Below are 13,102 nucleotides of genomic sequence, written 5' to 3' on the forward strand. Positions count from 1 at the left end.
GTACCGCCCTTACCGGCGGGCTTTCCACGTCTTACGGAAAGGTCATCCTCCCGTGTTCGCAATCCGCTTGACCGAGACTCCCGACGACGCGGCCACCTGGGTCGTTCCGGTGGGTTCCGGCGAACCGCAGGCTCCCGGTGACGTGGGCGCGGAGGTGGCGGCGCTGGCCGCCGGGATTGCCGAAGCGGGCCAGGCCGGGCACATCGAGCCGCTGCCGCGTCCGCTGCGGAGCCCGGCGAGAGTGCTGCTGGCCGGGATCGGTGACGGCGACGAGGCGGGCTGGCGTGCGGCGGGTGCCGCGGCTGTCCGGGCCGCCGCCGGTGACGAGACGCTGGAGGTGCTGCTTCCGGCCGACGCGGGCCAGGCGGCGCTGCGCGGCCTGGCCGAGGGCCTCTGGCTGGGCGGATATCGCTATCGGGACGCAACCTTGGCGGCCCGGTCCGGCGAGGTGCGGGTCATTGTCTCAACCATTGAGGGGTACGCGGAAAGCCTCACCGACGCCCGCGTGACAGCCGAGACGACGTGGCTGGCCCGCGATCTGACCAACACACCGTCCTCGGTGAAGAACCCGGCCTGGTTCGCCGATCAGGTCGTCGCCGAGGCCGCCGGGCGCACCGGCCTGACCGTGACCGTCCGCGCCGGCGACGACCTGCTGCGCTTCGGCGGCTTGCGGGCGGTCGGCGGCGGTTCGGCGACACCGCCCCGCTTCGTCGAGGTGTCCTGGCAGCCGCCCGGCGCGACCACCCACGTGGTCCTGGTCGGCAAGGGCATCACGTTCGACACGGGCGGCATCTCGATCAAGTCCCGCGAGGGCATGAAGCTGATGAAGAAGGACATGGGCGGCGCGGCGGCGGTCGTGGCCGCCACGCTGGGCGCCGCGGACCTGAACCTCCCGGTGCGCGTCACCGCCCTCGCACCGCTCGCCGAGAACGCGGTCAGCGGCTCGGCCTTCCGCCCCGGCGACGTGATCACCCACTACGACGGCTCGACCAGCGAGAACACCAACTCCGACGCCGAGGGCCGGATCGTGCTGGCGGACGCGCTGGCGTACGCGTACGAGCAACTGAACCCGGACATCGTCCTCGACCTGGCCACTCTGACCGGGGCGAACGCGGTCGCCCTCGGCAAGCGGACCGCGGCCCTGTACAGCCCCGACGACGACCTGGCCCGGGCGCTGACCGAGGCCGGCGCGGCGGCCGGCGAGAAGATGTGGCGGCTCCCGCTGGCCGACGACTATGTGGAGAACCTGCGCAGCGACATCGCCGACCGCGTCAGCGCGCCGTCCGGGCCGGGCTCGGTGATGGCCGCCCTGTTCCTGCGCGACTTCTTCGGCGACGGCCGCTGGGCCCACCTGGACATGTCCGCGCCGAGCTGGGCCGAGGCCGACGACCTGGACCTCTCCAAGGGCGCCACCGGCTGGGGCACCAGAACTCTGCTTCGCTGGCTCTCAGCGCTTCACAGCGGTCAGTAAACCGGCACCGGAGGGGATCACCGCGGGGATCCAGTCCTCGGACTCACGGATCGCCTTGACGGTCTCCCGGATGGTCAGCGTGTCCACGTCACGGGCGGACGGGTCGGTGATGCGGCCGCCCGCGTGCGCGCCGTTGACGATCAGCACGCCTCCGGGACGCAGCAGGCGCAGCGCCGCCTCGGTGCACGCGGCGAACTCCGTGGTGTCCGCGTCCACGAAGATCAGGTCGTAGGCGCCGTCGGCGAGGCGCGGCAGCACGTCCAGGGCGCGCCCGCTGATGATCCGGGTGCGTGACGAGGCGAAGCCGGCCTCCAGGAACACCCGCCGGGCGATGCGCTGGTGCTCGGGCTCGACGTCGATGGTGGTGAGGACTCCGTCCGGGCGCATGCCGCGGAGCAGCCAGACGCCGCTCACACCCGTACCCGTGCCGATCTCCACCACCGCCTTGGCGCTGCCCGCGGCAGCGAGCAGGCGCAGCACGGACCCCGCGCCGGGTGAGACGCAGGGCAGGCCGAGCTCGTGCGCCAGGGCACGCGCGGTCTGCTGGACCGGGTCCTCGGTGGCGTAGGTCTCGGCGAACGGCGTTGATTGCGGCGCCGGCTGACCGAATGAACGAGCGGGACCGATGATGACGACCTCCGGACGAAGGGGTGATGGTCGCGGCGCAACCACGCACATCGGATAAGAGAGTAGAGCGATGCTCTCCGGTGATGCACTGCGCCGTCGATGGATAAACGGCCCAGCGGTACCTACGGGGGCATCGGTGGGAGGGCGGGATCCGGGAAATCCGTGTCATCCTGGAGGCTCGGAGCCGGGCGAGAACGAGTGGAGGCACCGACGTGACCGACGGCTGGAACTGGCGCCGGCCACCGGCGTCGCCTGTTTCTCCCGTGCCCGGGCCCGCCTCTCCGCCGCCGCATGATTCCCCGTGGTGGACCGATGCGGCCGGTGATCCCTGGCGAGATCCGTATGCGCCTTCGGCCGTGGTGGTGACCGCCGCCCCGACCGGTGGCGGACCCGCTCTGGAGCCCGTGACCGACCCCGACGCGCCCCGCCGCTCACTCGCCCCGGTCCTGTTGATCTGCCTGGTCACGGCCCTGTTGGCGGGTGGTCTCGGCGGCACCCTCGGCTTCGTCTTCGCGGTCCGTGGCGGCTTCGCCCCGGCCGGTGGCACCCAGCTGGGCGCCGCACCGCAGCAGGCCCCGGAGTCGGTCCAGCGGGCGCCCGAGACGATGGCCGGTGTCGCCGAACGGGTGGCGCCGAGCGTGGTGACGGTGCACGTGACCGGGGCGATCGGCTCCGGTTTCGTCGTATCCACCGACGGTTACGTGATCACCAACGACCACGTCGTGGAGAGCGCCGACGACGTCCTCTCGGTCTCCTTCCGGGACGGCACGACGGCCTCGGCCCGGGTGGTCGGCCGCGATCCGGAGTCGGACATCGCCGTGATCAAAGTCGCAAAGTCCGGTCTCACCCCGGTCGAGCTGGGCGACTCCGACGCGATCGCGGTCGGTGACCCGGTGCTCGCCTTCGGTTCACCCCTGGCGCTGAAGAACACCGTGACCCAGGGCATCGTGAGCGCCCTGGACCGCACGCTGGAGGCCGGCGATCCGGGCGGCACCACGCGCTACTACGCGGCCATCCAGACCGACGCCGCGGTCAACCAGGGCAACTCCGGCGGGCCGCTGGTCAACTCGGCCGGCCAGGTGATCGGGGTGAACTCGGTGATCCGCTCGGTGGGCGGCGCCGACACCGAGGCGGGCAACATCGGCCTGGCCTTCGCCATCCCGATGAACCAGGCGGAGCGGGTCGCCAAGGACATCATCGACACCGGCAAGCCACGGCGGACCGTGATCGGCGCCGAGGTGGTCACCGGCGAGACGGCCGGCGGCGCCCGGCTGCGCTCGGTGGAGTCGGCCGGTCCGGCCGCCACGGCCGGTCTGAAGAGCGGTGACGTGGTCACGAAACTGGACGGGCACGTCGTCGAGGAGGGCACCGACCTGATCGCGCTGGTCCGCAAGTACGCACCGGGCTCGACGGTCGCGGTCGAATATCGCCGGGGCACCAGGGCCTCGTCGGCCTCGGTCACGCTCGCGGCGGACACCAACTGATCACCGGACGGGGTGTCGTTCGTTCCCGGGACGTGCGTACGCTTGGCTCCGGACGCCTGGGAGGCCGTACGTGTTCGAGAATCTGAACTGGTGGGAGATCGGCGCGCTGCTCATGCTGGCGCTGCTGATTTTCGGGGAACGCCTGCCCAAGGTGATCGGCGACGGGCTGCGCATGCTGCGCGGGCTGCGCAACATGGCGCAGAGCGCGACGACTGACCTGAGCCGTGAGCTCGGCACCGACATCCAGCTCGAGGACCTGCACCCGAAGGCCTTCATCCGCAAGCACCTGCTCAGCGAGGAGGACGAGGCGGCGATCCGCAAGCCGCTGCAGACCCTCTTCGACGACGTGAAGCAGGACCTCAACGGCGTCAAGACCGAGCTCAACGAGGTCGCCGCCGCCGCCGACTTCAAGAACAACGGCAGCACCCCGAAAACAGCGGAGCCGGTCGAGGCACCCCGACCGGCTCAGCAGCGTTACGACCTCGACGCGACTTAGGCTTTCCTGGCGTTGACCATCAGGCCGAGGGGCTTGCCGACCAGGGACTCGCGGCGGATGGCGAGGCCGTCGGCGACCGCGTCGAGTGCCTTTGCCGCCGGTGCGGCCGGGTCGGCCAGCACGATCGGGGTGCCACCGTCGCCGGCCTCGCGGACGCGGGTGTCGAGCGGGATCTGACCCAGCAGCGGCACCCGGGCGCCGACGGTCTTCGTCAGCGACTCGGCCACGGTCTCGCCGCCGCCGGCGCCGAAGACCTCCATGCGGGAGCCGTCCGGCAGCTCCAGCCACGACATGTTCTCCACCACACCGACCAGGCGCTGGTGGGTCTGCAGCGCGATCGCGCCGGCCCGCTCGGCGACCTCGGCGGCGGCCATCTGGGGTGTGGTGACGACCAGGATCTCCGCGTTCGGCAGCAGCTGGGCCAGTGAGATGGCCACGTCACCGGTGCCCGGCGGCAGGTCGAGCAGCAGGACGTCCAGGTCGCCCCAGTACACATCCGCGAGGAACTGCTGCAGGGCCCGGTGCAGCATCGGGCCGCGCCAGACCACAGCGGCGTTGCCGGCGGTGAACATGCCGATCGAGATCACTTTCACACCGTGCGACTGCGGCGGCATGATCATGTCTTCCACGCGAGTGGGCTTGCCCTCCACGCCGAGCATCCGCGGCACCGAGTGGCCGTAGATGTCCGCGTCGATGACACCGACCGACAGCCCCCGCTTGGCGAGAGCCGCGGCCAGGTTGACGGTGACGCTGGACTTGCCGACACCGCCCTTGCCGCTCGCCACCGCGTACACCCTCGTCCGGGAGCCCGGCTGGGCGAAGGGAATGACCGGTTCGGCAGCGGCGCCTCCACCGCGCAGCGTGGCCTGCAGCGCCTTGCGCTGCTCCTCGGTCATCACCCCGAAGTTGATCTCGACGCGGTCGATCCCGGGGATCTTGGTGAGGGCGGCGGTGATGTCGGCGTTCAGCTTGTCCCGCAGCGGACAGCCGGAGACGGTGAGCAACAGGTCGACCTTGACCAGGCCGTCGCTGACGGTGAAGCCCGAGACCATGCCGAGGTCGGTGATCGGGCGGCGGATCTCGGGGTCGTCCACGGTCGCCAGAGCGGCCTGGATGGCGTCCTCGAGCGTGGAAGCAGGAGCGGACATGCAGCCCATGCTACGTCGAGGTCAGGGGTGCTCTTCCTCCCAGTCCATACGGGCGCGTTTCTCCCGTCGAAGTGCCGCCTCGTCCAGTTCGTCAGCGAGCCGGGTCAGCTCCGAGCGCAGGAAATCCCTGGTGGCGACGTCACCCAGTGCTATCCGCAGGGCAGCGATCTCGCGGGCCAGGTACTCCGTGTCGGCCTTCTGCATGGCCGCGCGCCGGCGGTCCTCCTCCATCGCCAGCCGGTCCCGGTCAGCCTGGCGGTTCTGCGCGAGCAGGATCAGCGGGGCTGCATAGGACGCCTGCAAGGACAAGATCAAAGTCAAGAACGTGAAAGTGTACGGGTCGAAGCGCATATCCTCCGGCGCCAGCGTGTTCCACGCGAACCAGGCGGCGATCAGCACGGTCATGTAGACGATGAACTTCGCCGTACCCATGTACCGCGCGATGCCCTCCGACCACCGGCCGAACGCCTCCGGGTCGAATTTCGGCAGCTTCATCCGCCCCGGGTCCCGGGGCTGATCCAGACGGTCCCGCCGACTCTCGCTCACGGGACCTCCTGCTCGTCGTAGGCGTCACGGTCACGCCAGTCCCGCGGCAACGTGTGGTCCAGCACGTCGTCGACCGTCACCGCGCCGAGGAGCCGGTGCTGCGGGTCGACCACCGGCATCGCGATCAGGTCGTACGTCGCCATCCTCCGGGTGATCTCGGTCAGCCCGGTCTCCGTCCGCAGCGGCTCGATGTCGGCGTCCACCAGCCCGCCGACGAGGGTGGACGGCGGTTCCCGGAGCAGACGCTGGAAGTGCACCATCCCGAGATACTTCCCGGTCGGCGTCGCGCTCGGCGCCCGCGCCACGAAAACCTGGGCGGCGACCACCGACGAGAGTTCCGGCTCCCGGATCCGCGCCAGCGCCTCCGCGACCGTGGTGTCCGGGGTGAGGATCACCGGCTCCGAGGTCATCACGCTGCCCGCGGTGCCCGGCCGGTAGTTCATCAGCTGCCGGACCGGTGACGCCTCCTCCGGCTCCATCAGGTCCAGCAGCACCGCCTGCTCGCTCTTGGGCAGCTCGGCGAGCAGGTCGGCCGCGTCGTCCGGGTCCATCCGCTCCAGCACGTCGGCGGCGCGCTCCCGGTCCAGGGCGACGAGGATCTCCACCTGGTCGTGCTCGGGCAGCTCCTCCAGCACGTCGGCGAGCCGCCGGTCGTCGAGGGCGGCCGCCACCTCGTTGCGCCGGGCGTCGGGCAGGTCCTGCAGTGCGTTCGCCATGTCCGCCGGTCGCATCTGGTCCAACAGGGCGATCAGGTTCGAGGTGCCCTGCGTGTCGGTCGGGCCGACCAGACCACGGACCCGGTCGTACTCGGCCTGATACACATGACCGCGCCGAGTCAGCCGCCCCGGGTGCTCCCGGATCGCCACCCGAGTGATGATCCACTCGGTCCGGCGGTTCTCCTCCATCCCGATGTCCACCACCGCACCGGCGTGCTCCCGGCCGCCCTCGTTCTCCGGCGCCACCGTCACCCGGCGGTCCAGCAGGTCCTCCAGGACCAGCAGCTCGTTGGGGCGCTTCTCGAAACGGCGCAGGTTCAGCGTGCCCGTGCTGAGCACGACCGCCTCCGCGTCCATGCTGGTCACCCGCCCGATCGGCAGGAAGATCCGGCGGCGCAGCGCCATCTCCGCGACGAGGCCCACCACCTGCGGCGGCCGGTTCGTGGTGCGCAGCCGCACGACCGCGTCACGCACCCGTCCGACGCGGTCGCCGTTGGGGTCGAACACCGGCAGCCCGGACAGACGAGCCAGATAAACCCTCGTCCCCATGGTCACATGCCAAGGTTAGGTTAGGGTCCGGACATGTCCACCGTGCCCTACGAGATCGTCGACGTGTTCACCGATCGTCCGTTCGCCGGAAATCCGCTCGCGGTGGTCTTCGAGGCCGAGCATCTGGCTGCCGATCAGATGCAGACACTGGCCCGCGAGTTCAACCTCGCCGAGACGGTCTTCGTGCTGCCGCCCACCGCGGACGGCGCCACCTACCGGGCCCGGATCTTCACGACCGAGACCGAGCTGCCGTTCGCCGGTCACCCCAGCGTCGGCGCCGCGGTCACCTCGATGCGCCGGGGGCTCTTCCAGGCCGGGCGGGTGGTTCAGGAGTGCGGCGCGGGCCTGCTGCCGATCGAGGTCACCACCGCGGGCCGGGCCACGCTCACCGGCGGCGAGCCCCGGCTGGGCGATCCGGTCACCCCGGGTCCGTTGCTGGACATGCTCGGCCTGACGGCCTCGGACTTCGCCGGTGGAGACCAGGCTGCCGCACGTTTCGCCGGGTGCGGCTTGGACTGGCTTTTTCTTCCGGTACGCAGAGAAGCACTCGCCCGCATACGCCTCAACGCCCCCGAGGCCGAACGGCAGGGCGTGACCGACATCAGCGTCTTCTCCTGGGCCGACGGCGAGGCACACGCGCGCGTCTTCGTCCCCGGCACCGCCGTCTGGGAGGATCCCGCCACCGGCTCCGCAGCCCTGGGCCTGGGCGTCTGGCTCGTGGCAGCGGGCTGGCTCCCACCCGACGGCACCACCTCTTACCGAGTCCACCAGGGCGTCGAGATGAAACGCCCCTCCCAACTCGACTGCACCGTAACCGCCAAAGCCGGCACCACGACCTCCGCCACAGTCGCCGGCCACGTCCACGCCATAGCCGAGGGCAAAATCTCGGTCCCGCCCTTCATCGGCTGACTCGCCCGCTCCCGCCCTCCCACGTCTCGCCCCCACAGACCTTGGGCGCGCGAACCGCCCCCGCCCGCCCCCATCGCCCATGATTGCCACGTGCTCTGGGACCTTGGGCGCGCGAGGCGTCCATGACCGGCTCAGGCGTCCAAGATGCGAGGAACAGTGCCTTGGTCAGCGCTTGCGGACTCGGTGGAGGCGGAAGGGGCGGCGGGTTTCGACGCGGGCGGGGGTGTCCCTCGGTGGGGCGGCGGCGGATTCGGCGGGGAGGTCGGGGCTGCCGATCGCGGAGTCGTCGGCCGGTGTCAGGCGGACCAGGGCGCAGCCGGTCTCCACCCAGCGGGTCACCAGGTCGTCGGCTGTTCCGGAGGCGTTGAGGCGTTTCGTTGCCAGCTGGGGTGCGATCTCGTCCCACTCGGGGCTGCCCGGCAACACCCGGCTGACCACCGCGTCGGCCTGCACGATCAGCCCGCCGTGGTCGCCGCGCAGGCGCATGACGGCGCGTTCGGCCTGGGCCAGCCCCGGAGCGAACTGCTCACCGGGCCCACTCACCACGGCCAGCGAGTTCTCCACCGGCATGCACCAGAGCCCGTAGGCCGGTCCGTCGCCCACCGAGACCCAGGCGATCGCCGCCTTCTTGATCGCCTCTTCCAGCACGCCAGCACTCACCGAGCCATCCTCGCACGCCGATCACCCACCACACCGGCGCCAAACGCCCACCGGGACGCAACCTCTCCGCTGGACCGGCGTCTCCGGATGCCTGGCGCGTAAGGCGCCGGGCGGCCCGGTGTTGCAGCGGGCCGCGGTGTGGGTACGGGACGCGCCGATGCGGTTGGGTGCGGGGCTTGCACGTACCCTTGCCTGATTTTGATCAGACCAGAACCGGAACCGAATCGATCAGCCGGATCACCTCGGTGAGGGATCTGACCGTGCGGCCGGCGAAGTTCGTGTCCGCGTCGAAGACCAGGTGATTGGCCAGGTCAGGGGCGGCTAGGCGGACCGGCGTCATGCCCACCGCAGCCGCGCCGGTCAGCTCGTGGCTGCCGCCGTCGCCGACGTAGAGGCAGTCGTGAGGGGCTACGTCGAGGGCGGCGCAGGCGGCCAGGTAGATCTCCGGGTCCGGTTTGCAGACGCCGAGTTCGACCGAGTAGATCTGGGCGTCGAGCAGCGGTGCCACCGGGAGGCCGGGCAGGAAGGCGGGGAGTTCGTGGGTGCAGTCGCTGATCAGCGCGGTGCGCATGCCCCGGTGGCGGATGGCGGTGAGAGCGGTCACCGCGTCCGGGCGCAGCTGCGTGTCGGCGCGCAGGGCGTCGACGCGGGCGGGCATCGCGGCCTGGATGACGCTCGGGCGGGGGTCGCCGCCGGCCTGTTCGATCACCCAGCGCAGGGTGGCCTCGGCCGAGCCGTAACGGCCGCAGGCGCGAGCGCGGAACGTGCGGTCCAGCACGCCGACCAGGATGTCCGGGTCGGTGCCGAGGGCTCGGGCGATGTCGGCGTGCTGCGGGCCGCGCTGGACGGAGCGGGTCAGCGTGCCAAAAAAGTCAAAGACCACCGCACGGTATGCGGGCACGTAAATCGGCCTCCAGGGCATCGATCATCGGAAACGGCCCACGGGCCGTTCGGAACTGTATCGACTCCGTCACTCTCCGCCAATAGAGGTCGGCAAACTGTGGCGCGTGACTATGCAAGAAGCGACTGCCGGGGATGAATATGCGCTCACCGCACACAGTGCCGCCGCTGACGGCGATCGCCCTGGTCGTGGCCGTGCTGTCGGTCTCGTCGTCGGCGCCGCTGATCGCGTTCGCGGCGGCGCCGGCGCTGGCCGTGGCGTTCTGGCGCAACAGCCTCGCCGCGGTCGCGCTGACACCGGTGGCGTTGATCTCGCGCCGCGAGGAGGTACGCGGAATCCACCGCCGCCCCGAGGGCCTGTTCTGCGTCCTGGCCGGCGTGGCGCTCGCGGCCCACTTCGCCACGTGGATGCCGAGCGTGCAGCTGGGCTCGGTGGCGACGGCGACCGCGCTGGTGGCGACCCAGCCGGTGTGGCAGGCACTGATCGCCTCCGCGCAGGGCAGGCGGCCGTCGACGACCGGCTGGATCGGGATCGGGCTGGCCGTGGCGGGCGCCGCGGTCGCCACCGGCGCTGACTTCGGCGTGTCCCGTCAGGCCGTCCTCGCCGACCTCCTGGCCGTGCTGGGCGCGATCTTCGCGGCGGTCTACACCGCCCTGGGTGAGCGGGCGCGGGTCACGTTGAGCACGACCACGTACACGTGGATCTGCTACGGCACCTGCGCCCTCCTGCTGCTCGCGGTCTGCCTCGCGTTCCGGGCCGATCTCGTCGGATACGACGGCCGGACCTGGGCGGCGATCCTGGCGATCGTGGTGGGGGCGCAGCTGCTCGGGCACTCGATGTTCAACTACGCGCTGCAGCACACGTCGGCCACCACGGTCAGCGTGCTGATCCTGCTGGAGGTCCCGGGTGCCGCGCTGATCGCGTGGGCCTGGCTCGGTCAGGTGCCGCGGTGGGAGTCGCTGCCCGGTCTGGCGCTCCTCATGGCCGGCGTCGTCGTCGTGATCGTCGGCGCGGCCCGCCGGGGCCGGGTCGTGACCGAGGTGCCGTCGCTTTAGTCCCCTTCCGGGGGAATCCTGCGGACCTGGGCGACGCGCCCCTGTTCGATGGTGGCTCGTTGGATCAGGAGCACGTCTTCAGGGGGATTGTCTTGCGACGCGATCGGGTGGTCCGGCTGCTGGCGACGGCGACGTTCGCTCTCACCGGCACCGGCTGCGCGGAGATCACCGGTGAGGCCGCTCCGGATCGCGCGGCGCCGGCCGGTGCCTGGCGCACCGCCGGGTGCGAGTTCAGCCGGGCGCCGCGCGAGGTCCGTGCACCGGTCACCCCGCGTCTGGGCGCCGCCATCGAGCGGATCCAGCGGGGCGGGCACGATCGTTTCGCCGCCAGCTTCGCGGGTCTCGAGGTCGACCGCATTCGGGTACGGGCAACCGTCTACCGAGTCCCCTCATCCGACTTCGACGACTTCGTCCGGCGGGCCGCCCAGGACTCCTGCATAGTCGTGCGCGACGCCGCCCACACCGCCGCCGAACTCGACGACTGGCACGACAGGGTGGTCGCCGACCTGGCGTATTGGGACGAGCACGGCATCCGGATCGCCACCGTGGGTAGCCGGCACGACGGTGTGGGTGTGGAGATCGGCACACGTGACTTCGACCGCGCCCGCCGTCAACTTCCCGGCCGCTACGGATCCGGCGCCCCTCTGGTTTTCCTCGAAGAGCGGCGCTGAGCCCCGTTGACCAGCGGTGGACCTTGTCGGAAAGCCGTCGGTTGCGCCCATGCCGGGTACGCCACAGTGAAGCGATGTTTGCCCCGGCTTGCGGGAGAAGGCAGGATCGCCGCATGGTCTTCGACGCCCGTTCCGCCGGGGGAAATCCGTCCCGGCGAGACGCCACCCGACCCGCTGATGGCCGACCACCCCGTTCCGGCGCTCCCGGATCGGACCCCGAGCGCTCCGGGCAATCTGAGATGGTGGAAGTTGTGGAGGCCGAGATCGAAGAAGCGAACGGGGCCGTGACGCTCCGACTGGACGGCAAGGTCGCGCTGGTCACCGGCGCCGGAAGCCCAGACGGCATCGGGTACGCGACCGCGCGCCGCCTGCGCAACCTGGGCGCCCGCGTCGCGATCGTGTCGACGACGCGCCGCATTCACGAGCGTGCCTCGGAGCTCGGCGTGACCGGCTTCGTCGCCGACCTGACTGACGAGTCCGAGGTCGGCGCCCTCGCCGACGCGATCTCCGACCAACTGGGCGACGTCGAGGTCCTGGTGAACAACGCGGGCCTGGCGAGCCGGGCCAGTCCCGAGGTGCTGCGGCCGGTCGCCCAGCTCACCCTCGACGAGTGGAAAGCCGAGATCGACCGGAACCTGAGCACCGCTTTCCTGTGCAGCCGCGCCTTCGTCGGCGGCATGTCGGAACGCGGCTGGGGCCGGATCGTCAACCTGTCCGCCACCGCCGGCCCGGTCAACGCCCTGCCGACCGAGGCGGCGTACGCGGCGGCGAAGGCGGGCGTGGTCGGCCTCACCCGGGCGCTGGCCATGGAGTTGGTCGCCGACGGCGTGAACGTGAACTGCGTCGCCCCCGGCACGATCTACACAGCCGCGTCCACGGTCACCGAGATCAAACAGGGCCTGGGCACCCCGATCGGCCGCCCCGGAACCCCGGACGAGGTGGCGGCGGCGGTCGCGTTCCTCTGCTCGCCGGCAGCGTCCTACATCACCGGGCAGATGCTCGTGGTCGACGGCGGCAACAGCGTCCGAGAGGCCCAGTTCCGCTGACCTCCGACGCCGGCCGGCCCGCTTCACACCGGGCCGGCCGTCGCGGCCCGACCCGCTGTCACTCGGCTGGCGGTCGCGCGCGGCCCGGCCCGCTGTCACCCGGCTGGCGGTCGCGCGCGGCCCGGCCCGCTGTCACCCGGCTGGCGGTCGCGCGCGGCTCGACCCGCTGTCACCCGGCTGGCCGTCTGGCGCGGGCCGACCCGCTTCACCCGGGCCGGGCCGCCTGTTCCCCCCGGGGCCCGACCCGCTTCACCCGGGCCGGGCTGCCCGTTCTCCCGGGGCCCGACCCTCTTCACCCGGGCCGGCCGTCTGAGCTGGCCGACGAGCTTGAGCCGGCGCCCCAGCTGGTTTCAGCCCGTTGGAACGAGCTGTCAGCTCAGCTTGGTCAGCTGCCCGACCGCGCGCTCGACGGCCAGGCACCGGTCCTCCACGTAGTCCATGCCCGCCTCCTCCGCGATCCGCCGCGCCTCGGCCGAGACGATGCCGCTCTGGAGCCACACCGCCGGCGCCTTGATCGCGGCCGCCTGACGGACGATCTCCACCGCGTCGGCGGCCGGCCGGAAGATGTCGACCAGGTCGATCGGCTCGCCGATGTCGGCGAGTGTCGCCACGGTCTTCACCCCGAACACCTCGTCCACGAACGGGTTCACCGGGATGATCCGCCACCCGTGCCGGAGCATCTGCAGCGGAACGGTGTGCGAAGGTTTGTACGGGTCTCGTGACGCTCCCACCACGGCGATGACGTTCGCCTCGGCCAGGATCTGCTGAGCGCTGCGCATGCGCCAACGGTATCTCCAGCGCCGGGCACGCCCATCACTCGCGC

14 protein-coding genes are annotated in these 13,102 nt (G+C 71.3%); 7 read left to right on the forward strand and 7 right to left on the reverse strand.

Annotation, left to right across the window (positions count from 1 at the left end; genetic code table 11):
• Window positions 1-52: 52 nt before the first annotated feature.
• Complete coding sequence (locus AB0M02_RS01435) at window positions 53-1,471, forward strand: leucyl aminopeptidase family protein (protein WP_364219671.1); 1,419 nt, start codon at window positions 53-55, stop codon at window positions 1,469-1,471.
• Here AB0M02_RS01435 and AB0M02_RS01440 read toward each other — a convergent pair.
• Entirely contained in the window at window positions 1,448-2,149 is a 702-nt protein-coding gene (locus AB0M02_RS01440) for an O-methyltransferase (RefSeq protein WP_364219674.1), read from the reverse strand. The two genes, AB0M02_RS01435 and AB0M02_RS01440, sit on opposite strands and share 24 nt — an antisense overlap.
• Before the next feature lie 161 nt (window positions 2,150-2,310).
• Here AB0M02_RS01440 and AB0M02_RS01445 point away from each other — a divergent pair, with 161 nt between their 5' ends.
• Both AB0M02_RS01445 and AB0M02_RS01450 read left to right on the forward strand, forming a co-directional pair.
• The gene (locus tag AB0M02_RS01445; RefSeq protein ID WP_364219676.1) at window positions 2,311-3,582 is read left to right on the forward strand and encodes a trypsin-like peptidase domain-containing protein; all 1,272 of its coding nucleotides are present in this window, start codon (window positions 2,311-2,313) and stop codon (window positions 3,580-3,582) included.
• 70 nt (window positions 3,583-3,652) lie between these two features.
• On the forward strand, window positions 3,653-4,078 hold the full coding sequence (locus AB0M02_RS01450; RefSeq protein WP_364219679.1) for a preprotein translocase subunit TatB: 426 nt from the start codon (window positions 3,653-3,655) through the stop codon (window positions 4,076-4,078).
• Here AB0M02_RS01450 and AB0M02_RS01455 read toward each other — a convergent pair.
• Genes AB0M02_RS01455 through AB0M02_RS01465 form a run of 3 tightly spaced genes read right to left on the reverse strand, consistent with a single transcriptional unit; the run spans window position 4,075 to window position 7,043 of the window.
• Window positions 4,075-5,226: an Mrp/NBP35 family ATP-binding protein gene (locus tag AB0M02_RS01455; RefSeq protein WP_364219682.1), complete on the reverse strand. Its 1,152-nt coding sequence runs from the start codon at window positions 5,224-5,226 to the stop codon at window positions 4,075-4,077. The two genes, AB0M02_RS01450 and AB0M02_RS01455, sit on opposite strands and share 4 nt — an antisense overlap.
• 21 nt (window positions 5,227-5,247) lie before the next feature.
• Entirely contained in the window at window positions 5,248-5,721 is a 474-nt protein-coding gene (locus AB0M02_RS01460; RefSeq protein ID WP_364222458.1) for a DUF1003 domain-containing protein, read from the reverse strand.
• A 47-nt stretch (window positions 5,722-5,768) separates the two neighbouring features.
• Entirely contained in the window at window positions 5,769-7,043 is a 1,275-nt protein-coding gene (locus AB0M02_RS01465; RefSeq protein ID WP_364219685.1) for a CBS domain-containing protein, read from the reverse strand.
• A 27-nt stretch (window positions 7,044-7,070) separates the two neighbouring features.
• Between AB0M02_RS01465 and AB0M02_RS01470 the strand changes: the two genes are divergently transcribed.
• Complete coding sequence (locus AB0M02_RS01470; RefSeq protein ID WP_364219688.1) at window positions 7,071-7,946, forward strand: PhzF family phenazine biosynthesis protein; 876 nt, start codon at window positions 7,071-7,073, stop codon at window positions 7,944-7,946.
• 165 nt (window positions 7,947-8,111) lie between these two features.
• On the opposite strand, the gene AB0M02_RS01475 is transcribed toward AB0M02_RS01470, so the two are convergent.
• A complete protein-coding gene (locus AB0M02_RS01475) occupies window positions 8,112-8,606 on the reverse strand; it encodes a hypothetical protein (protein WP_364219691.1) in 495 nt (164 codons plus the stop codon).
• A gap of 202 nt (window positions 8,607-8,808) precedes the next feature.
• On the reverse strand, window positions 8,809-9,507 hold the full coding sequence (locus tag AB0M02_RS01480; RefSeq protein WP_364219694.1) for an HAD family hydrolase: 699 nt from the start codon (window positions 9,505-9,507) through the stop codon (window positions 8,809-8,811).
• A 140-nt stretch (window positions 9,508-9,647) separates the two neighbouring features.
• Between AB0M02_RS01480 and AB0M02_RS01485 the strand changes: the two genes are divergently transcribed.
• The 3 genes from AB0M02_RS01485 to AB0M02_RS01495 all read left to right on the forward strand — a co-directional run bounded on the left by AB0M02_RS01485 (window position 9,648) and on the right by AB0M02_RS01495 (window position 12,279).
• Window positions 9,648-10,562 carry a DMT family transporter gene (locus AB0M02_RS01485; protein WP_364219697.1) on the forward strand — a complete coding sequence of 305 codons (915 nt, stop codon included), beginning with the start codon at window positions 9,648-9,650 and terminating at the stop codon, window positions 10,560-10,562.
• 92 nt (window positions 10,563-10,654) lie between these two features.
• Window positions 10,655-11,233, forward strand: a complete 579-nt coding sequence (locus AB0M02_RS01490; protein ID WP_364219700.1) for a hypothetical protein — start codon at window positions 10,655-10,657, stop codon at window positions 11,231-11,233.
• A gap of 113 nt (window positions 11,234-11,346) precedes the next feature.
• Entirely contained in the window at window positions 11,347-12,279 is a 933-nt protein-coding gene (locus AB0M02_RS01495; RefSeq protein WP_364219703.1) for an SDR family NAD(P)-dependent oxidoreductase, read from the forward strand.
• 371 nt (window positions 12,280-12,650) lie between these two features.
• Here AB0M02_RS01495 and AB0M02_RS01500 read toward each other — a convergent pair whose 3' ends face one another.
• Complete coding sequence (locus AB0M02_RS01500) at window positions 12,651-13,058, reverse strand: CoA-binding protein (RefSeq protein ID WP_364219706.1); 408 nt, start codon at window positions 13,056-13,058, stop codon at window positions 12,651-12,653.
• Window positions 13,059-13,102: the final 44 nt, after the last annotated feature.

Source organism: Actinoplanes sp. NPDC051861, from assembly GCF_040681145.1.
Lineage (GTDB): Bacteria > Actinomycetota > Actinomycetes > Mycobacteriales > Micromonosporaceae > Actinoplanes.

Bases quoted from the DNA above. Each gene is read 5' to 3' on its own strand.
- AB0M02_RS01440 (WP_364219674.1), bottom strand. From the start codon at position 2,149: ATGTGCGTGGTTGCGCCGCGACCATCACCCCTTCGTCCGGAGGTCGTC.
- AB0M02_RS01455 (WP_364219682.1), bottom strand. From the start codon at position 5,226: ATGTCCGCTCCTGCTTCCACGCTCGAGGACGCCATCCAGGCCGCTCTG.
- AB0M02_RS01460 (WP_364222458.1), bottom strand. From the start codon at position 5,721: ATGAAGCTGCCGAAATTCGACCCGGAGGCGTTCGGCCGGTGGTCGGAG.
- AB0M02_RS01470 (WP_364219688.1), top strand. From the start codon at position 7,071: ATGTCCACCGTGCCCTACGAGATCGTCGACGTGTTCACCGATCGTCCG.
- AB0M02_RS01485 (WP_364219697.1), top strand. From the start codon at position 9,648: ATGCGCTCACCGCACACAGTGCCGCCGCTGACGGCGATCGCCCTGGTC.
- AB0M02_RS01495 (WP_364219703.1), top strand. From the start codon at position 11,347: ATGGTCTTCGACGCCCGTTCCGCCGGGGGAAATCCGTCCCGGCGAGAC.
- AB0M02_RS01500 (WP_364219706.1), bottom strand. From the start codon at position 13,058: ATGCGCAGCGCTCAGCAGATCCTGGCCGAGGCGAACGTCATCGCCGTG.